Here is a 19,043-nt window from a genome sequence, read left to right on the forward strand (position 1 = left end):
GGGCGGCGCTGCTGCTGATGTGTCTGTTCGTACTGACCCGGCTGCCGCGCTTTAAAGAGATTTTTGCCAAAGGGATATATGCGCCGCAGGAGCTGGCGATTGTAACGGTGATCTTCAGCCTGTTCGCCATCTTCGGAACCTACAGCGGGATTAATGTGGAAGGGTCGCTGGTCAATGTGCGGATTATCGCCATTATGGCTGGCGGGATTCTCTTCGGCCCCTGGGTCGGGCTGATTACCGGGATTATCTCGGGGGTGCACCGTTTCCTGATTGATATCGGCGGGGTCACCTCGCTTCCGTGTCTGATTACAAGCATCACAGCAGGGCTTGTATCAGGGATCATCTACCGGCGCACCTCACCGGAACGACGCTGGATCGCCGGTATCGCGGCCGGAATGGCCTGTGAGGCGCTGACGATGGCGCTGATTCTGATCATGGCGGACCCTTATTCGCTGGGTGTGGATATTGTGTCGAAGATTGCTTTTCCGATGATTATCGGTCAGATCAGTGTCGGGCTAATTGTTACGCTCGTGCAGAGTGTCGAGGGGGAGAAGGAACGGATTGCGGCTAAGCAGTCCAAGCTTGCGCTGGATATTGCCAACAAGACGCTTCCGTATTTCCGCAATATTAATCCAGAGTCGCTGCGTACCATCTGCGGGATTATCAAGGAGGATATCGGAGCGGATGCGGTGGCGATTACCGATACGCGGTTCATTCTGGCCTATGTCGGTGTCGGTGAAGAGTATTATGCCGAGGCTAATGAGATTATCAGTGAAGAGACCAAGCAGACGCTGAAGAGCGGGGAGATCACCATCCGCGATGACGATACCGAGTACATGAACCGTGGCATCCGCTCGCTGATCATTATTCCGCTGAAGGAGAAGGGTGAAGTGACGGGGGCGCTCAAGATTTACTATACCAATGCGCATAAAATCACCTATTCCCTTCAGGCAATGGCAGTCGGGCTGTCACAAATCATCTCTACACTAATGGAGGTTTCGCGGGTGGAGGGGATCAAGGAGATGGCCAACAAGGCTGAGCTGAAGGCGCTGCAGACGAGCATCAACCCCCATTTTCTGTTCAATGCGCTGAATGCCATTATCTCCTCGATCCGGATCGATCCGGACAAGGCGCGCGAGCTGATCGTCAACCTGTCGGGGTATATGAGATATAATCTGGAGCTGACCGATGAGTCCATTGATATCCGCCGGGAGCTGCAGCAGGTCCAGCATTATGTGGAGATTGAGAAGGCCCGCTTCGGCAGCCGCCTGACCGTTCTGTACGATATTGATGAGGTGGCGGTGCGTATTCCAAGCCTGATTATTCAGCCGCTGGTGGAGAACGCGATTGTCCACGGGATTTTGAAGGAGAAGGGCAATGGCACTGTGGATATTTCAGTCAAAGACTACGGGGACAGCGTAAGGGTGAGAATTGCCGACACCGGAGCGGGAATTAGTGAAGAGACGATTGCCAAGGTCTACAGCGGCAGCATGGAAGGGAACAAAATCGGACTGTACAACGTGCACCAGCGGGTGAAGCTGATCTATGGCACGGGTCTGACGATCCGCCGGCTTGCCAAGGGTACGGAAATTTACTTTGATGTGATAAAGGAGCAGCGATGAGAGCGATAATTGTCGAGGATGAAGTGCTGGCGAGGCAGGAGCTTGCTTTTCTGATACAGGCACACAGCAGTTTCAAGATTGCCGCCGAGTTCGAAGACGGGCTGGATGCGCTGAAGTATCTGCAGACGGATACGGTGGATGTGATTTTTCTGGATATCAATATTCCTTCGGTTGACGGCGTGCTGCTGGCCCATAATATTAGCCGTTTCGCGGTCAAGCCCTATATTGTGTTCATCACAGCCTATAAGGAGCATGCCGCCGAGGCGTTCGAGATCGAAGCGTTCGACTATATCCTGAAGCCTTACAGCGAGACGCGGATCAAAGCGATGCTGCAGAAGCTGGAGGGGGCCATTGCGGCCAGGAGCCGCCAGGGGGAAGAAGAGCCGGTCAAGCTCAGCAGCGGTAAGGTCAATCTGTGGAAAAATGAAAAGATCATCGTCGTCGATACAGACGAGATCTACTATGCTTCGGCGCAGGAGAAAACAACGAGCGTAATTACCAAAGACGGGGAGTACAGCATGGCCTTAAGCATCAGCGAATTCCATAGCCGCCTGCCGCAGGAGCAGTTCTTCCGCTGCCACCGTTCGTATCTCGTCAATCTGTCCAAGATCAAGGAAATCATCCCCTGGTTCAACAACACCTATCTGCTCCGGCTGCGTGATTTGGACTTCGAAGTGCCGGTCAGCCGCGGCAAGGTGAAGGAATTCAGGCAGATCATGCGCCTCTAGCGGCAGTTCATTCCCCGTTTGCGTCATCTCATTCCGGATTTCTCTTAAGTCAGCATCTTTTCGCTACAATGAAGAGGCAAAGCAAGCCTTGAAGTTACTTTGGAAGCGATATTAGAGAGAAAGAGGGAATCACCCATGACTACGACTACGCCAGGCAGCAAGCGGTGGCTCATCGTGCTAGGTACAGTGATTATGCAAATGGGACTCGGTACAATCTACACCTGGAGCTTGTTCAATGCCCATCTTGTCAGCAAATTCGGCTGGGAGCTCAGCTCTGTTTCGATAACTTTTTCCATCACCAGCTTTGCTCTGGCCTTCGCGACTCTGTTCGCGGGGAAACTGCAGGACCGGTTCGGCCTCCGCAGACTGACCGCTGCTGCCGGGATTATGCTGGGGCTTGGTCTGATTCTAAGTTCGCAGGCCAGCTCCCTCCCGATGTTCTACCTGCTGGCTGGCGTAGTTGTGGGGTACGCAGACGGTACAGCGTATATTACTTCACTATCCAACCTGATTAAGTGGTTCCCCAAGAATAAGGGATTGATCTCCGGTGTATCCGTAGGTGCTTACGGCACGGGCAGTCTAATCTTCAAATATATCAACGGCAGCCTGATTGAGTCGGCGGGCGTGTCGAATGCTTTTCTGTACTGGGGCTTCATGGTGATGATTATGATCGTAATCGGCTCAATGCTGGTCCGGGAAGCGCCAGTGGCGGCCCCGGCATCGGCGGCTATGGCTGCCGGGGATCGGGTGAAGGCTGCCGCTGGAGCCATTATTGTGCCGAAAGATTACACTGTTAAAGAAATGCTCCGCACGAAGGAAGCATACCTGCTGTTCGTAATCTTCTTCACCGCCTGCATGAGCGGCCTCTATCTGATCGGCATCGTGAAGGATATCGGTGTGCAGCTGGCCGGACTGGATGTTGCGGCAGCAGCGAATGCTGTAGCGATGATCGCGATCTTTAATACGGCCGGGCGCCTGATTCTGGGTGCATTATCCGACCGCATGAGCCGCTTGAAGCTGATTAGTGTAACGCTGGCTGTTACGGCTGTAGCGATGTTTACTCTCAGCTACGCCACCCTGAGCTACGGCATATTCTTCACCTGTGTGGCGGCGATTGCCTTCTGCTTCGGAGGTAATATTACCGTATTCCCGGCGATTGTCAGCGACTTCTTCGGCCTGAAGAACCACAGCAAGAACTATGGCGTTGTCTATCAGGGCTTCGGCATCGGTGCGTTGTCCGGCTCGTTCATCGCCGCGTTCCTGGGCGGGTTCAAGCCTACGTTCATCGTGATTGGTCTGCTGTGTATCCTGGCCTGCATCCTGGCGGTTTCCCTGAAGCCTCCGGTAGCAGGGCAGGCAAAAGTAAAGGGAATGAGCCTGAAGCCTTCACGGCATACGGCTTAACCATATAGAGATTGATGTTGGCTTGAAAGAAACAGAGACAAAGAGTGTCGTAGAGAAAGAGAATGGCAGACCAAGAGTGCTGTAAAGTAAGAGAATGACGGGCAATGAGTGTTGTAGAGAAAGAGTACTGTAAAAAAGAGTGCTGAAGACCAAGAGACTGGTTTTGGAGAAGAGATGTCCATACTTCCGCGTGAGCGGAGGGGGAGGTCTCTTTTTTTTCTGTGGAGAGGGGTAAGAGTCCGGAGGGGGCTGGATGAGAGGTGGAAAGTGCATAAATCAGCCTTCAATAAATCTGCTAAAGTTATATTATATTGGATTGAAAGACTACATAGGATGAAACCCGTACAACCGTTTTTACTCGAATAAAGTTGTGCCGGTAGGCACTTTTTGCAGAAGTCAGGTGTTATAGAGATATACAAGCAAGGAGGTGAGGGCAACGTCACAGGAGAATATGCCGGATATGCGGCAGGTAGAGGCGGCCATTATCAGGGTTCAACAAGGGGAGCAGGAATCCTTTGCGTTCATTGTAGATGCTTTTCAGCAGCCGGTTTACCGGTATTGCTGCCGGATGCTGGGGAACAGGCAGGATGCCGAGGATGCGGTGCAGGATGTACTGGTCAAAGCCTATCAATCCATTAGGGGGTACAAGCCCACCGTCAGCTTCTCAGCCTGGCTGTACCGGATTGCCGGCAATCATTGTCTGAATCTGCTGCGCCGGCGGCGGATGCAGGGGCACTTCCTGCGGGTGTTCCGTCCCGATACGGCGGCAGCGGCCGGTCCGGAGCAGACGCTGGAAGAGCGGCTATACAGTCCGGCGCTGGAGGCTGCACTTGGACGGCTATCGCTGGAGGAACGGAATTTGCTTGTTCTGCGGGTATTTGAAGAGCAGACCTTTCTGGAGATCAGCGCAATTCTGAATATTACGCCTAATGCACTGCATAAAAGGATGGAGCGGATCAAACGAAAAGTGCGGGAAACGATGCAAGCGGAGGAGGGGATATCATGGAACGGGCAGGAATCGGCAATGAGTACCAAGATATAAGAGACGCTGCAGTCCGTGAAGAGCAGCTATCCGTGATTGAGGTTACTGATAGAGTTATGGCCCGTGTGCGGGGGATTGAACAGAAGCGGAGTCCGCGCGGGATCAGACTCGCCGGTAAAACGGCTGCGTTCACAGGGATGCTGGTCATGCTGCTGCTGATCACAGTAACAGCCTACGCTGCCTCGGAGTATATTCAGATCCGGAATAAGGCAGGCGAGGTGAAGGTACAGCATCAGGCAGAGAACCCCAATCCGGGACCGCCGGCTGCGTATAACAAATACGCATGGAAGCTGATGGATTTTGCCAAACCGGGGGAACTGATCGCCTATTTCGTTAGAGGAGAGAAGCTTCCTGAAGGGGCGGAATCGGCACTGCAGTTTGCAGGCAAGGAGCTGCGTCTGACCGATTACCCGGCTTTCCTTGGAGAGATGAATAAATTGAAGACGCCTGTATTGCCCAAGGAAGCCGGAGGTTATGAATTTAAGTATGGCACGATACACCCCGGCTCACCCTTAGCCGCGGAACGCGATGAAAATCCGCTTTACCGTCAGACTCTTGACGAACTGATGGCTGAGGCGAAGCAGAATACCGGCCGCAATCTGTTCATGAAGGCGATCCCGTGGACCGAAGCGGCTTCTATTGGCGGCAAGTATACCAGAGAAGGGGCGGTCATCGAAATAGGGGCTACCCTGCTGCATGGAGGCAATGTGCAGGTCATGCTAAGACCGGAGGTGGCCGCAGAGAAGCTGGAGGTAGAGGGCCGTGAGATCGTATACAATCACGCCGACAAGCCAGAGGTACGGCCGGATATAAGCTACCATTACCTGAACTGGTACAACGAGCAGCAGGATGCGTATTATATTGTCACCACCTACGGTGACCGGAAGCTGACCAAGGAGCAGCTGCTGGATTTGGCGGGTGAATTGATCCGGGGCGGGCTGTAGGCGGCGGTTCTGGTGAGTGATTTTGTTAAGTTCAGTCTATACAGGCATAAATGTTGTACGTACTGCAACATTGGTTCATAAATACCGGCTGTTCAGTAGGATTGTTGTATGAAATACAACAATAGCTTCGTTAATCGGCCTGGAACGAGGGAATTGCTGCATTTTGTGCAACAATTATAGATTTAGGCCGTGTTATTGAGGGAAATGTTGTATTCTGTGCAGGATTGTAATAAGCACTCCATGTGCAAAGGATGAATCGGGCAACTCTTGCTTAAACAGCAGCCGGAAGTCCAAATATTCATCGTTGAGCAGCCAGCAGCTTAAGTGAATAGATTGAATTCAATTTAGGTATTAAAAGGTATTCAAAAAGGAATCCAAAAAGGCATCCGTAGAGCGAATACGCTCTGCGGATGCCTTTGGTGTTCATACGTATGAGGAATGAAGGATGCCGCGGGAGGAGGGCTTAGCCCTCCAACAGCAGCGCCTCTGGATCTTCCAGTAATTCCTTGACTTTGACAAGGAAGCCTACCGCCTCTGAACCGTCCACAATCCGGTGATCGTACGATAAGGCGACATACATCATCGGACGGTTGGCTGTCCGCTCTTCATCCAAGGCGATCGGACGAAGCTGGATCTTATGCATGCCGAGAATGCCGACCTGCGGCGTATTGAGGATCGGCGTAGACAGCAGAGATCCGAATACACCACCGTTGGTGATCGTGAAGGTACCGCCCTGCAGCTCCGGCAGACTGAGCGTGTTGGCGCGCGCTTTGGAGGCGAGCTCGCCGATCTTGCGCTCGATTTCCGGGAAGCTAAGCCGGTCGGCATCGCGGACGACCGGCACGACCAGGCCTTCCTTGGCAGCTACGGCAATGCCGATGTCATAGTATTTCTTCAGCAGGAGATCCTCACCATCGATCTCGGCATTCAGCAGCGGATAAGCCTTGAGTGCGCCGATCACGGCTTTGGTGAAGAAGGACATGAAGCCGAGTCCGACCTCATGCTTCTCTTTGAAGGCATCCTTGCGGCGTTTGCGGATGTCGAGAATAGCGGTCATGTCCACCTCGTTGAAGGTGGTCAGCATGGCAGCCGTCTGCTGCGCTTCGACCAGGCGGCTGGCAATCGTCAGCCGTCTGCGCGACATGCGCTTGCGCTCGGTCGCTTTGCCGTCCTCGGCATGCGGCGCCTTGCCCGCCGGCGCGGGCGGCTTCACCGGCTCCGGCCGCGCCCCCGCCGCCGGAGCTGCAGGCGCAGCGGCCTCCGGCACGGCTGCGCCATGGCCGTTCACATCGGCCTGGCCGATCCGGCCGATGGGGTCGCGGGCACTGACCTCGCCGAGGTCGATGCCCCGCTCCCGGGCCAGCTTGCGCGCCCCCGGCGAAGCCAGGGCCGCAGAGCCCGCCGCCGCACCTTCGGAGGCGGCAGGAGCAATTGCCGCTTCCGGCTTGCCGCCGTCAGGGGCGCTGCCGCCCGTCGCTGCACTTGCCGCTTCCGGCTTACCGCCGTCAGGGGCGCTGCTGCCCGTCGCTGCGCTTGCTGCTTCCGGCTTGCCGCCTCCGGCTACTGCCGCACCGTCGGCGCTGCCGATAATGCCGATAGCTTCGCCAACAGCAACGTTCTCGCCCGCCTGGCGCAGGATGGAGGAGATGACACCATCCTCCTCCGCACTGATCTCCAGGTTGACTTTGTCGGTCTCAAGCTCCGCGAGCACATCGCCCTGGCCGACAGTGTCGCCCTCTTTAACCAGCCATTTGTAGATCGTTCCTTCGGAAATGGATTCGCCCAAATCGGGTACTTTAATTTCGGACACAGGCCGTTACCTCCCCAAATATAGTAGTTTACGTTATCGAGAGACCGCCTTGCTGTTGTCAGGAAGACGGTACAGGTGCTTGTACTTGAGCGTTTAGTTTCAGGGCTTCTCTAACGATGCGCCGCTGCTCGAAGCTGTGCACATCCGCATAACCGCTGGCCGGGCTGGAGCGATCCGGACGTCCGATATACTGGACGGTAACATTCTGCGGGGCAATGGCGCGCAGCCGGGGTTCGGCGTAGCTCCAGCCGCCCATATTCTTCGGTTCCTCCTGCACCCAGATGATTTCCTGCAGGGAACGGAACGAACTGAGATGTGCGCCAAGCTCACGTTCCGGGAACGGATACAGCTGCTCCAGGCGGAGAATATGCAGCCAGGAGAAGTCCTGTCCGCGGGCGGCTTCCAGCTCAGTCTGCAGGTCGATGGCGACCTTGCCGCTGCATACCACCAGGCGCTTGACCTCTTCGGGCTTGCTGCCGAGCAGCGGTTCCGGAAGCACCGGCTGGAAGCTGCCGGAGGCGAGATCAGCACCGGCCGAGGTACTGCGCGGATTGCGGATCAGGCTCTTCGGTGCCATGATTACCAGCGGCCGGGCGTCGGGCTGTCCGCAGAGTGCAGCCTGACGGCGCAGCAGATGGAAATACTGGGCCGCGCAGGTCAGATTCGCTACGGTCCAGTTCTCCTCGGCGGAGAGCTGCAGATAACGTTCCAGCCTGCCGCTGGAGTGTTCCGGTCCCTGGCCTTCATATCCATGCGGCAGCAGAATCGCAAGATTGCTGCGCTGTGTCCACTTGGCGCGTCCGGCAGAGATGAACTGGTCGATAATGACCTGGGCGGCATTGGCGAAATCGCCGTATTGCGCTTCCCAGAGCACGAAGGTCTCCGGTGCGAATACATTATAGCCGTATTCATAGCCGAGTACAGAGGCTTCTGACAGCGGGCTGTTGTAGACGCCGAAGGAGGCGCGGGAATCCTTAAGCTGGTGAAGAGGGGAGAAGAGCTCCCCGCTCTCACTGTCATGCAGGACAAGGTGGCGGTGAGCGAAGGTGCCGCGCTGTGAATCCTGTCCGCTGAGGCGGATCGGCGTGCCGTCCTTCAGAATGGTAGCGAAGGCCAGGGTTTCGGCCAGCGCCCAGTCTACCCGTTCACCGTCATTCAGCGCATCCTTGCGCCGCTGCAGAATCCGCTCCAGCTTCGGATAGACTGTGAAGCCGGCCGGTACGCTCAGCAGCTCACGGTTAATCTCCTGGAGGCTGGCCAGCGGAACCGCTGTAGGGCGGTGCACCGGTGTTCCCGTATCCAGGACGACCGAAGTCTTGGATTCGGCGTTCTTCTGTTTCCCTTCCTTCATCTGCTCGAAGGCCTGCTGCAGCACACTCTCGGCCTCGGCAATCATGTTCTTCACCTCATCGGCTGTAACGACCTTCTCGCGCTGCAGGCGTTCCGCATAAATGCGGTAGACGGTAGGGTGGTTGCGGACCTTGCCATAAACCACCGGCTGGGTGGTTTCCGGATCATCCATCTCATTATGGCCGTGCCGGCGGTACCCGATCAGATCAATCAGGAAATCCTTCTTGAACAAATGGCGGTAAGCGCTGGCCATACGGACGGCAGCAATACAGGCTTCGGGGTCGTCGGCATTGACATGCACTACCGGGATCTCATAGCCCTTCGCCAGATCACTGGCGTAATGCGTGGAGCGGGAATCTTCACTTTCGGTGGTGAAGCCGATCCGGTTATTGACGATAATATGCACAGTGCCGCCATTCTGATAACCTTGCAATTTGCCGATATTAAGTGTTTCCGCAACAATGCCTTCACCAGGGAAGGCGGCATCGCCATGCATAAGCACGGCCATGGCTTTGTCCGTATTCAGCTTAGGCAGGCCTGGGGTGCCCCGTTCCTCCTGGGCTGCACGCGTGAAGCCTTCAACGACCGGATTCACGAACTCGAGATGGCTCGGGTTGTTCGCAAGCGTGATGCGGGTACGCACAGTTTCGCCTTCGCGGACGGCGCGGTCGGCGCCTAGATGGTATTTCACATCCCCGCTCCAGCCATAGGTGACACCCATGGAGCCTTCGGACGGGAAGAGCTCCTTGTTCGGCGAATGATGGAATTCCGAGAAAATAATATCATAAGGTTTGCCCAGAATGTGGGCAAGCACATTAAGTCTTCCGCGGTGGGCCATACCCATCAGGATATGCTCTGCGCCGTCATGTGCGGCAGCGCGGACAATTTCATCCAGCATAGGCACGAGGGCATCATTGCCCTCCAGGCTGAAGCGCTTCTGGCCGACGAAGGTCTTATGCAGGAAGGTCTCGAACTGCTCTACCTGAATCAGGCGTTTCAGCAGCTCTTTGCGTTCCGCATGGTTCAGTGGAGCAGGCGACGTTGTGGATTCCGCCTGGCTGTTGAGCCAGCGCAGCTCACGCTCGTCATGCACATGCCCGAATTCATAGGCAATGGTCTGTGTGTAGGCCTGGCGCATTCTGTGAACGGCATCCATAGCGGTATGCACGCCCTCAGGGGCATTCTCCCAGATCAATGAAGCCGGCAGGGCATTCAGATCTTCGCGCGTCAGCTCATAGGTCTCGATCTCCAGCCATTTCGCCATCGGGTTGGTGCTCCGCTCCAGCGGATCGATATCGGCAGCCATATGGCCGTATATTCGGATGTTAGCCATTAGCTTGGAAGCTTTAACGGCTTTCCTGAGCCACTCTGTATCTCCTGAGATGGCGGGGGGAGGCGTCTTGACGGCATCCGGAGCCAGGGGAGGCGGGCCGGATACTGTGAAGAGGTCGCGGTAATGATGCTCTACGGAAGTGGGGTCCTTGACAAACTGCTCGTATTTCTCCTGAATGTAGCCCAGATTGGGACCGTAATACTTGCTCCAGACAGATTCGTTATAGGGCTCTTTGACGGCCATGAGTAGGTCCTCCTAACGGATAAACTCCACATGCGGTATATTAGGAACACCGCTTAGCGGAGCTGCGATGTTTGCGGTTTCATTCTCATCTTATTGTGCTACTTTCCGGCAGGGTAATCAATTCATACTTTCGTGCAATCCGTTCGCAAAACGGTATGATTCAGCAGGGGATTCATACGGAACAATCATAAATTTCCCGAGTGAAGCCGGAAAAATAAAATATCGTTAAAATTAATAAAAAATTAAGGGATTTAGGTGGTTGTAAATCATAGAAATGGGTAATTGTTTCTATATTGTGTTACGGGATTAATATCTATTTAGTATATTTAAACTAATTTGGACCGATTGAAGATGAATTGGAATTATTTATACAAGCTATTGGCAATTTTAGCTAAGGGTCTTCACGATTTAACATAAAAAAATTCCAGAAAACGACACACTTTTCATGTAAGATCTTGTATAATGTTATTGCGGAGAACGGTTTCATCGATTCTTTTCAGATCCTTTCATGTAAAGGGTCCAGTAAAGGGTAAACCTGCCGAAAGACAGGGGCACAAAGTCTCGGATCTAAAGTAGAAATACTATGATGGCCGGACTGCCTGGGGACGCGAAAATTCTAGGAGGAGATTTCTTGGATAAGTCCAACCAGGGGAATGACGAACTGCAGGTAGTTGATCTGGATTTAGAATGGGTGCATTTGCTAATGTCTGCTAAGCAGGCTGGCATCCAGGCAGACGAGATTCGGCGTTTTTTTACTGAAAAAGCACTCCAGGCGATGTAGGGCATTCAGCATTGTACGGATACATACAGAAGAGGGCACAGCGGAGTACACCGCTGTGCCCTCTTCTGTTGGAATTTACATGTTGTTTCGGGGTCCCCGCAAAGTACCTGGGTAATCATCGAGGCTGCTGCCTCACTTTGTGGGGTATTTCAGTTATCCTTCTGCTCCAGCCGCCATTTCTGATAATCGAGAAACTCCTTGAATTCACGTTTGCTTATACCAGAGGCCATCGCATCCTGAACCAGCCTGAACCATTCTCCATCGAGAACCGGCTCTGCAGTTTCTGCAATTCCGCCATACAGTAATACGTGAATGGATACTTGGAGTGCATCGGCAATTTTTTCGATAAATTGAATGGAGGGGTTGGATTGGATATTCCGTTCGACATTACTTAAGTATGATTTCGCCACGTCAGCCTTATCCGCAAGCTCGGATAAAGAATAACCCTTCTCCAGCCGGAGCCTATGGATGCGGCTTCCCATATTATCTGACACGATTACAACGCCCTCCGTACTTTTTGTTATCAGTATAACAAAAATTCGCAAAACGGACAAAAACCCTTGTTCCTGCCAGAAGCTGGCGGGGAGAGACAAAACGGCATATCCAGCCCGGATGAGGGAGGATATGCCGTTTTGTGTATATAATTTAATAGCCTTATTTGGCTTCTCCCAAACCTTGCGTAGCATTGAATGTCCAGTTCAGCGCCAAGCCGTCACCCTGGAAGATATTCTGATCCTGGGTATTGTCAACGAATTCGAAAGCAATCTTGAAGGTTTTGGTTTGGGTAGCGGCGATGCCTCCCGGCAGTACACCCGCCGTTACGAGATCATAGCTGGAAGTGTTCTTCAGGTCCTTCAGGGAGATCTCGGACAGCACATGGCCGGCAAGCGGACCGCTGGTATAAGAGCTGTCGAGAAGTTTGATTTTGAAGTGATCTCCAAGATCCTGGCCGGCATTATCGCCCTTCGCATCAGTTACAGTGTAGCTGGTGGCCAGCGTTAGGAGTTTGATATCCAGGGTGCCGTCATTGGACAAGGTGAACGTGCGTACGGTGTAATCACCCGGTTTCAGATTGGTCAGGGCAACAGGTGTATTAAAGGAAGAGCCGAGCTTCAGCGTGCCTGCCGCGAAGGTTGCCGTGCTGGTTGCTGTGGAGCTGAAGTAAGCGAAGGTGCCCCCTCCGATTAAAGACAATCCCAGTGCTGCCGATGCTACGCCAAGACCCAATGTTTTTTTGATACCCATAATTAATTTCCTCCTCGAGTATATTATGTTTTTTTAAGATCGGTGATCAGGAATGCATATACAGATAGATTATTTGAGGGCGCCTTTTTCCTGGTTGGCTTCGAAGTTCAGGGTCAGGGCCAGTGTATCGCCTTGATAGTAGTTTTGCGGCTGGAAGGTTTCCTTGAAGGCAAACTGTACGCTCAGTTTATCTGAGGTGCCTGCTTTGATGCCCCCATTCTCTACACCAAAGATTCCGCCGAGAATTCCCTTGGCTACAAGATCCGGACTTTGCTGCTCAAGTTCGGCCAGTGAAACGACCAGAACAGGTGATGTTACCTTATCCTTGTTAACTAGGAACGTCACAATAATATCGTCTTTGAGATTATGGGCGCCGTTATCTCCCTGGGCATCTGTAATGACAGATGAGGTACGCAGAACAACTTTGGGAATATTGAGCGTTCCGTCATTTTTCAATTTAAAATCTCTTAGGATCGTATCCCCCGGTTTAAGATTGCTGAGATTGACAATAACGGAGGGGTCCGAATTAAGTAATAAAGTTCCGTTGTTAAAAGAAGCTGCAGTGGTGGAGGTACTGCTGAAGTAAGCGAAGGTTCCTCCGCCGACCAGGGTTAATCCGAGTGCTGCCGATACAACGCCGAGACCTAATGTTTTTTTAACGTTCATTTGTTCATCCCTCTCTCATCGTTCTTTTTTTGTCTTTACCTGTCTTCGGGGAAAATTTATTGTTGCTCCGCGTTTCGTAAACGGGAGAGGACAATCGGTTTATTGCACAATGTCTGGAAGGGTATCCGGTCCGCCGGTCACCGCTGGCCCTGCATTCTTCTTCTCCAGTGCCGCTACGGCTTTCCAGGAGGAATACAGTGCGTAGAGGAGCAGGAGCAGCCCGGGGATAATCATCAGCATTACGCTTCCGGCTTTGGAGACCGCAAAATTCATGGCATATCCTACATAAGGGACGGTGACGCCGGTATATTGGCCTACCACATTTGTTGAGCTGACCGCTGAGGTATCGGCTGCATCGTTATTGTCCCCTTTGGTGGTATAGCTGGCTTCACCTATGGCACTGTTTATTGAAGCATCGACCACACGGTGTGTAATCAGGAGGTTATCGGAATTCATGAAAGTAATCACATCGCCTTTTTGAAAACGGGTCATATCCCCGCCCGGCTTAATCGCTACTATAGATCCGGTCTGGATGCCCGGCTCCATGGAACCGGATAACACCGTCTTGATCTGATAGCCTAAGAAGGAAGGTTCGCCTCCGGAGGCTTTGGAGATGACTACTGCTGTTACCAGCACCAGGAAAATCATAAATATCAGTGTGGACAATGTGGTGCTGACTATCTTTTTAATGCGCATATTATTCCCCGCCTTTGCTGGTATCCGATTGTGGAGCAGGTGTAGCTGTAGGTGTAACTGTAGCTGTTGGCTGCGCGGTATCTGTACCGCTATCCGGGAGCTCCCCAGGTGAGTCTGCCGCTGGAGTCGCCTCCGGAAGATTGGCTTCCGGTGCCGGTGTGGCAGGCGGAGCGGTAACCTCTGCATCCGGTGAGGGTGCAGGAGCCGGTTTTTCTCCCTCAGGAGCTTCTATAGCAGGTTCATCGATGGTCTTATCTTCTCCAGGAATGCTGGCTGCGGGCGGATTATTCTTGGTTTGATCGTTCTCTTGTTTCTGCTTCTCCAGTGCATCCCGTTCCGCTTCCTCAGCCTTGGCTTTCTCAAGCGCCAGCCGTTCCGCTTCTTCAGCCTTGGCTTTCTCCTCCAGCGCCGCCTTCGCTTCAGCAATGTGTACCTGCTGTTCCTGCAGCGTGGAGATTGTGGACGATAGGTTGTCTCTGGAGGCTGTTAATTCTGCACTTAACTGATCGTAGCTTGACTGTAAGGCGGGAGATACATTGGGGTCTGCATTGTAGGCTCTGGCCATGAGTGAGAAAATCGGTTCCTCGGCAGGGAAGCCGAAGCTTTCTTGCCGGAGAAGCACCCGGTCAGGATTACCGGTCGGCAGCGAGCCGCCGAAATCATGAATCGTATTCAGATAATGCACAATGCCCGTTAATGTATCCGTCAGGGATTCCGACAGCACCCCGCTTTGATGGAGACCTTCCTGCAGCTGTTCGAAGAACCGGGCGTCACGGATTTCCAGGCAATTGGGTTCGAGATTAACCATATATCCTCCGAGTTGATGCAGAATGGCTGCTGCACTGCCAATTTCCTGCAGAATTTGCTGCCAGATACCTGCATTGAGGCTCAGCTGTGTATCCAGTGCGCTAACTGTATCGCTTGCCAGCCGGATTTGTTCTGAGATCTCACTGGAGATCTGATCCAGTTCCTCCGCTGACAGTTCTTCAGAGACCGGGGGAGTGTTATAGTTCCCGCTCGTAATGTGGCTGCCAAGAGAAGACTTCAGCTGGGTAATTGTGCGGACATGTCCGCTGAACTCTGACAGCAGCTGTTCGATCTGGCCCGGAAATACGGAGCAGAGCCCGATAGAGGTGTTCTGTTCCTGGGAAGTGTTATACTCTCCGTAAGTACTGCCAATCTGATTGGAGGTATACATTATAAGAACAGATACAGCCACACCGGATTGCAGGATCCGAAGACCGAGTTTCGTGTATTTCCGTTTACGCCGTTTGGCGGATCTGGGGTACAAAGGTAGGCCCCCTCTCATGGCTTACTGATTGATATTCGTTATATTCGTTCTTTATTAAGAACGTCTTCGTAATGAAATCATACACTGCACACCCGGGAAAAGAGAAATGTCAATTTCAGCGAATTGTTCGCAATAAAGCACGGATGCATCTGATTATCTTTAATTTTCTTGATATATCGCTGTTTTTCACAAATGTTCTTTATTGAGAACAAAAAAGGTTATGCTATCCGCATAATAACTACGGATAGCATAACCTTTTCCTTTTGTAATGAAGTCCGCTCCTTAAGGAAGCTTCTCTCCGCGTGAGCTGACGTACAGCTCGTACCACTCCTTGCGGGAGAGCTCAATCTTATCCGCCCCTCCGCAGGCTGCGATGCGCAGCGGATTGACGGTGCCGATTACAGGCTGGATGGCTGCAGGATGCGTCATCAGCCAGGCCAGGACGATGGCCTCAGGTGTTGTATTCTTCTCATCGGCAAGCGCCTGTACTCTGGCCGCTGTATTCACCACGTTCTCCGGTTGTCCTTCAAGCGGCCTTCCGCTGAACAGCCCCTGGGCCAGCGGGCCCCAGGCCTGAAGCTGGATATTTCCCGCGCGGCAATACTCTATTGTACCCTCAGGAAACGTGAGGTCTTTCCACTGTTCCCGGTTCACGCTGAGTACGGCATCGACCCAGCTGATTTTGGACAGGCTCATATGCAGCTGATTGACGATGAAGGGCTCGTCACAATAGGTCTCCAGCAGTTTGATCTGGGCAGCACTCATATTGGAGACACCGAAGTGGCGCACCTTGCCGGCTGTCTTAAGCAGGCGCAGTGCTTCGGCGACTTCCTCAGGGTCCATCAGCGGGTCGGGGCGGTGCAGCAGCAGAATATCAATATACTCTGTGCCCAGCCGGGAGAGCGTTCCGTCTACACTGGACAGAATATGTTCCTTGGAGAAGTCGAACATATTGGTGATATCACCCGGCTCCATCAGCCTGATGCCGCATTTCGACTGCAGGATGATCTCCTCACGCAGACCCGGACGCTCCCTGAAGATCTGTCCGAATACCTTCTCCGCCTTGCCCCGGGTATAGATATCCGCATGGTCAAAAAAATTGATGCCGATCGACAGCGCCGCATCCAGCGCCTCATGCCCCTGCTTTATGTTCTCCGCTGTAACCGGTTCATGGTCCCAGCCTCCGCCAAGCCCCATACAGCCCAGCGCAATGCGGCTGGCGGGAATTCCGCGTTTATTAAGTGGTAACGCTTTCAGCAATTGTATCCCTCCATAAGCTTTAACTTTTGAATGCTCTAAGATTAAGTGTACACCTTTAGAATCCGGTATGGTATTTCTTGTCGCTGGAGGAGCGGTGTTTCGTGCCTTCCTTATCCTTCTCCTCCTGCTTCTCGAGTGTCAGATCCTCGACCGGAATCGGATCTACATTCTGTTCGCTTTCATCAAGGTCGAATAAGCTTGGTTTGTCCGTCGGGTATTGCTCGGGATGGTCACGCTCGTCTCTTATCGGCTTCTTATCGTCACTATGGCTCATCTTAAGTTCACTTCCCTTTCGGATTATTTGCAAGGCAAGGATGGAAATGTGCTAGAGAATTCTCCTGAGCCTTGCCGGCAGTTTGCTCCCTAATAAACACAATTCGGGCTAATTAAACACAGGGGCCTGTGATAAACCGCAGGTTCCTGTGTGAACAGGCTTTGGAAATGAAATGGAGGACTGCCCCGGCTGCCTGTAACGGCGGCGGAACAATCCTCCTGAAATTATACTTATTGCGGAATAATCGGGCTGCCTTTGTCACTCAGCCTGCGGGCGGCCACATCCTCATGGAGCCGCTTCAGCCATTTCAGCTCTGTCAGGCTATGCTCATACCGGCCGTACATCAGATGCAGCGCCGAACGGGGCACAATGGAGATATGCTCCTCGTATACCTGGTAGGCGAAGTTCACCTGGTGCTCCGCTTCGCGGATTCGTTCCTCCAGTAGTATCTCCACCTTCTCCTGGTCAATGTAGCGCGAGAATGCCAAGGCCATGTACTGCGGATGATACAGGGGGTCGCTCTTCTTGATCTGCTGCAGAATGAGCTGTTCCATTAACTCCTTGCCTTTATCCGTAATCCGGTAGATGGTTTTATCCGGCCGGTCCGCGCTGCGGATGATCTCCACAGCTTCGATATGACCACCCTCGGCCAGCTTGTCGACTGCATAATATAATGAGCCCATCTGCAGCTTAATGAACTGGTCCATCGTGCGTTCCTTCATAACGAGAGTAATCTCATAAGGATGCATATCCCGTTCCAGCAGCAGCCCCAGAATCAGCAGCTTCATGGACATGGTGCTTACCTCTGCCCGGAAGCCGGAGCTGGCTGGGATTCCTTAGGCTGAATCGTCAGCCGGTCTTTGGGCATTAGCAGGACAAAGATAACGGCAAGCACCGCTGGCACGATAGCCCACATGAAGGTATGTGCGATCGAGGTAGACAGTGAATTTGTGATCTTCTCCAGCACCGGTGCCGGAATCTGTGCACGGGCCTCAGGGGTCAGCGCAGAACGCGGATCGCCGAAGGAAGAGGCCTGGCCGCCGTCTCCGAAGGCCGTGCTAAGCTCCGAAGTGAAGCTGTTGCGCTGGATAATACCGAAGATGGTAATCCCCAGCGTCATCCCGAGCGAGCGCAGGAAGGTGCTGGTGGAGGTAGCTGAACCGCGCTGGCGAATATCGAAATGGTGAATGGATGACATGCTGAGTACGGAGAAGGAGAACCCTACCCCGAAGCCGGTCAGCGCCATGAACGCATTCAGCAGCAGACGGGAAGTATCCGGTGTCAGTGTGCTGAGTGAGAAGATACCGGCAACGAAACACACTGCGGACAACAGCATGATGTTGCGGAAGCTCGTCTTGGTGGTGAGCAGACCGCCGGACTGGCTGCCGATTACCGTACCAATCATCATCGGCATCAGGATCAGACCGGAGTTGGTGGCGGAGCCGCCGTATACCCCCTGGACATAGATCGGAATGTATACCGTAGCTACGATAAACGCCGAGCCGTAGAACAAGCCGAGCAGACTGCTGGTGGCAAACAGGCGCCCCCGGAACATGTTGAACGAGATGACCGGCTCTGCCGCATTCTGCTCAATGAAGATGAAGGCAATCAGGAATACCGCGAAGCCGGCGAACAGTCCGAGAATCGTTGCTGAATCCCAGGCATACTGATTGCCGCCAAGCTCAAGCGCGAACATCAGGCAGATAATTCCTGCCACCAGCGTGAAGGCGCCGCCCCAGTCAATCCGCTGTTTGGCATGGGAGACGGATTCCTTGTAGGACGTCATAATCAGGAAGAAGGAGACGATACCAATCGGTACATTAATATAGAAAATCCAGTTCCAGCCGACGTAATCAGTGATATAAGCGCCCAGCAGAGGGCCGATTACGCTGGAGATCCCGAAGACAGCACCGAATAATCCGGTGAGCTTGCCTCTTTTTTGCGGCGGGAAAATGTCAAATACAATCGTGAAGGCGATCGGCATCAGCGCACCGCCGCCAATCCCTTGGATCGCCCGGTAAATACTGAGCTGTGTGATGCTGGCCGCCGTTCCGCACAGGGCGGAGCCGATCAGGAACACGATCAGTCCGAAGATGAAGAAGCGCTTGCGTCCGTACATATCGGACAATTTGCCGAAGATGGGGGTTCCGGCCATAACCATGACCATATAAGCAGAGGTTACCCAGACGATTTTATCAAGTCCCCCGAGGTCGGAGACGATGGTGCCCATAGCTGAGGCCACAATCGTATTATCCATGGCAGACATCAGAATACCGAGCAGCAGGCCGGCAACGACGAGCTTAAGATTGCTTTCTTTAGTATGCATTTACAGACTCCTTTACGTTCAGTATTCA

At 53.3% G+C, this 19,043-nt stretch carries 17 protein-coding genes and 1 riboswitch; of the genes, 6 read left to right on the top strand and 11 right to left on the bottom strand.

The window, feature by feature from the left end; all coding sequences use genetic code 11:
- The first annotated feature begins 17 nt into the window (after nucleotides 1-17).
- From P40081_RS02205 to P40081_RS02225, 5 genes are all read left to right on the top strand, one after another.
- Nucleotides 18-1,622: a LytS/YhcK type 5TM receptor domain-containing protein gene (locus P40081_RS02205; RefSeq protein ID WP_197074377.1), complete on the top strand. Its 1,605-nt coding sequence runs from the start codon at nucleotides 18-20 to the stop codon at nucleotides 1,620-1,622.
- On the top strand, nucleotides 1,619-2,350 hold the full coding sequence (locus P40081_RS02210) for a LytR/AlgR family response regulator transcription factor (RefSeq protein WP_042133014.1): 732 nt from the start codon (nucleotides 1,619-1,621) through the stop codon (nucleotides 2,348-2,350). The genes P40081_RS02205 and P40081_RS02210 overlap by 4 nt, the downstream gene beginning before the upstream one ends.
- Before the next feature lie 135 nt (nucleotides 2,351-2,485).
- Nucleotides 2,486-3,754, top strand: coding sequence for an L-lactate MFS transporter (locus P40081_RS02215; RefSeq protein WP_042133015.1), 1,269 nt, complete (start codon nucleotides 2,486-2,488; stop codon nucleotides 3,752-3,754).
- A gap of 460 nt (nucleotides 3,755-4,214) precedes the next feature.
- On the top strand, nucleotides 4,215-4,796 hold the full coding sequence (locus P40081_RS02220; RefSeq protein ID WP_042140679.1) for an RNA polymerase sigma factor: 582 nt from the start codon (nucleotides 4,215-4,217) through the stop codon (nucleotides 4,794-4,796).
- Nucleotides 4,757-5,740 carry a hypothetical protein gene (locus P40081_RS02225; protein ID WP_156118515.1) on the top strand — a complete coding sequence of 328 codons (984 nt, stop codon included), beginning with the start codon at nucleotides 4,757-4,759 and terminating at the stop codon, nucleotides 5,738-5,740. The genes P40081_RS02220 and P40081_RS02225 overlap by 40 nt, the downstream gene beginning before the upstream one ends.
- 463 nt (nucleotides 5,741-6,203) lie before the next feature.
- Here P40081_RS02225 and odhB read toward each other — a convergent pair whose 3' ends face one another.
- Complete coding sequence (odhB, locus tag P40081_RS02230) at nucleotides 6,204-7,550, bottom strand: 2-oxoglutarate dehydrogenase complex dihydrolipoyllysine-residue succinyltransferase (protein WP_042133019.1); 1,347 nt, start codon at nucleotides 7,548-7,550, stop codon at nucleotides 6,204-6,206.
- Between the two features lie 58 nt (nucleotides 7,551-7,608).
- The gene (locus tag P40081_RS02235) at nucleotides 7,609-10,476 is read right to left on the bottom strand and encodes a 2-oxoglutarate dehydrogenase E1 component (RefSeq protein WP_042133021.1); all 2,868 of its coding nucleotides are present in this window, start codon (nucleotides 10,474-10,476) and stop codon (nucleotides 7,609-7,611) included.
- A gap of 518 nt (nucleotides 10,477-10,994) precedes the next feature.
- Nucleotides 10,995-11,079: riboswitch (cyclic di-GMP riboswitch) on the top strand.
- A gap of 28 nt (nucleotides 11,080-11,107) precedes the next feature.
- Here P40081_RS02235 and P40081_RS37185 point away from each other — a divergent pair.
- A complete protein-coding gene (locus P40081_RS37185; protein ID WP_081969799.1) occupies nucleotides 11,108-11,257 on the top strand; it encodes an anti-repressor SinI family protein in 150 nt (49 codons plus the stop codon).
- Between the two features lie 149 nt (nucleotides 11,258-11,406).
- On the opposite strand, the gene P40081_RS02240 is transcribed toward P40081_RS37185, so the two are convergent.
- The 9 genes from P40081_RS02240 to P40081_RS02280 all read right to left on the bottom strand — a co-directional run bounded on the left by P40081_RS02240 (nucleotide 11,407) and on the right by P40081_RS02280 (nucleotide 19,015).
- The gene (locus P40081_RS02240) at nucleotides 11,407-11,739 is read right to left on the bottom strand and encodes a helix-turn-helix domain-containing protein (RefSeq protein WP_042140681.1); all 333 of its coding nucleotides are present in this window, start codon (nucleotides 11,737-11,739) and stop codon (nucleotides 11,407-11,409) included.
- Between the two features lie 172 nt (nucleotides 11,740-11,911).
- Nucleotides 11,912-12,502 (bottom strand): TasA family protein, encoded by a 591-nt coding sequence (locus P40081_RS02245; RefSeq protein WP_042133023.1) that lies wholly within the window; start codon nucleotides 12,500-12,502, stop codon nucleotides 11,912-11,914.
- Nucleotides 12,503-12,571: 69 nt separating this feature from the next.
- A complete protein-coding gene (locus P40081_RS02250) occupies nucleotides 12,572-13,168 on the bottom strand; it encodes a TasA family protein (RefSeq protein WP_042133025.1) in 597 nt (198 codons plus the stop codon).
- 99 nt (nucleotides 13,169-13,267) lie between these two features.
- Nucleotides 13,268-13,864 carry a signal peptidase I SipW gene (sipW, locus tag P40081_RS02255; protein ID WP_042133026.1) on the bottom strand — a complete coding sequence of 199 codons (597 nt, stop codon included), beginning with the start codon at nucleotides 13,862-13,864 and terminating at the stop codon, nucleotides 13,268-13,270.
- Between the two features lies 1 nt (nucleotide 13,865).
- Complete coding sequence (locus P40081_RS02260) at nucleotides 13,866-15,155, bottom strand: hypothetical protein (protein WP_042133027.1); 1,290 nt, start codon at nucleotides 15,153-15,155, stop codon at nucleotides 13,866-13,868.
- 282 nt (nucleotides 15,156-15,437) lie between these two features.
- A complete protein-coding gene (locus P40081_RS02265; protein ID WP_042133028.1) occupies nucleotides 15,438-16,415 on the bottom strand; it encodes an aldo/keto reductase in 978 nt (325 codons plus the stop codon).
- Nucleotides 16,416-16,470: 55 nt separating this feature from the next.
- The gene (locus tag P40081_RS02270) at nucleotides 16,471-16,689 is read right to left on the bottom strand and encodes a hypothetical protein (RefSeq protein ID WP_039299476.1); all 219 of its coding nucleotides are present in this window, start codon (nucleotides 16,687-16,689) and stop codon (nucleotides 16,471-16,473) included.
- 230 nt (nucleotides 16,690-16,919) lie between these two features.
- On the bottom strand, nucleotides 16,920-17,483 hold the full coding sequence (locus P40081_RS02275) for a PadR family transcriptional regulator (protein WP_042133031.1): 564 nt from the start codon (nucleotides 17,481-17,483) through the stop codon (nucleotides 16,920-16,922).
- Between the two features lie 5 nt (nucleotides 17,484-17,488).
- Nucleotides 17,489-19,015, bottom strand: a complete 1,527-nt coding sequence (locus tag P40081_RS02280) for an MDR family MFS transporter (protein WP_042133033.1) — start codon at nucleotides 19,013-19,015, stop codon at nucleotides 17,489-17,491.
- Nucleotides 19,016-19,043: the final 28 nt, after the last annotated feature.

This window comes from Paenibacillus sp. FSL P4-0081 (assembly GCF_000758565.1).
Classification (GTDB): domain Bacteria; phylum Bacillota; class Bacilli; order Paenibacillales; family Paenibacillaceae; genus Paenibacillus_AQ; species Paenibacillus_AQ phytohabitans.

Coding starts and splice junctions, on each gene's coding strand:
- P40081_RS02205 (WP_197074377.1), top strand. CDS start 18: ATGTGTCTGTTCGTACTGACCCGGCTGCCGCGCTTTAAAGAGATTTTT.
- P40081_RS02210 (WP_042133014.1), top strand. CDS start 1,619: ATGAGAGCGATAATTGTCGAGGATGAAGTGCTGGCGAGGCAGGAGCTT.
- P40081_RS02215 (WP_042133015.1), top strand. CDS start 2,486: ATGACTACGACTACGCCAGGCAGCAAGCGGTGGCTCATCGTGCTAGGT.
- P40081_RS02220 (WP_042140679.1), top strand. CDS start 4,215: ATGCGGCAGGTAGAGGCGGCCATTATCAGGGTTCAACAAGGGGAGCAG.
- P40081_RS02225 (WP_156118515.1), top strand. CDS start 4,757: ATGGAACGGGCAGGAATCGGCAATGAGTACCAAGATATAAGAGACGCT.
- P40081_RS02235 (WP_042133021.1), bottom strand. CDS start 10,476: ATGGCCGTCAAAGAGCCCTATAACGAATCTGTCTGGAGCAAGTATTAC.
- P40081_RS02240 (WP_042140681.1), bottom strand. CDS start 11,739: ATGGGAAGCCGCATCCATAGGCTCCGGCTGGAGAAGGGTTATTCTTTA.
- P40081_RS02245 (WP_042133023.1), bottom strand. CDS start 12,502: ATGGGTATCAAAAAAACATTGGGTCTTGGCGTAGCATCGGCAGCACTG.
- P40081_RS02250 (WP_042133025.1), bottom strand. CDS start 13,168: ATGAACGTTAAAAAAACATTAGGTCTCGGCGTTGTATCGGCAGCACTC.
- sipW (WP_042133026.1), bottom strand. CDS start 13,864: ATGCGCATTAAAAAGATAGTCAGCACCACATTGTCCACACTGATATTT.
- P40081_RS02270 (WP_039299476.1), bottom strand. CDS start 16,689: ATGAGCCATAGTGACGATAAGAAGCCGATAAGAGACGAGCGTGACCAT.
- P40081_RS02275 (WP_042133031.1), bottom strand. CDS start 17,483: ATGTCCATGAAGCTGCTGATTCTGGGGCTGCTGCTGGAACGGGATATG.
- P40081_RS02280 (WP_042133033.1), bottom strand. CDS start 19,015: ATGCATACTAAAGAAAGCAATCTTAAGCTCGTCGTTGCCGGCCTGCTG.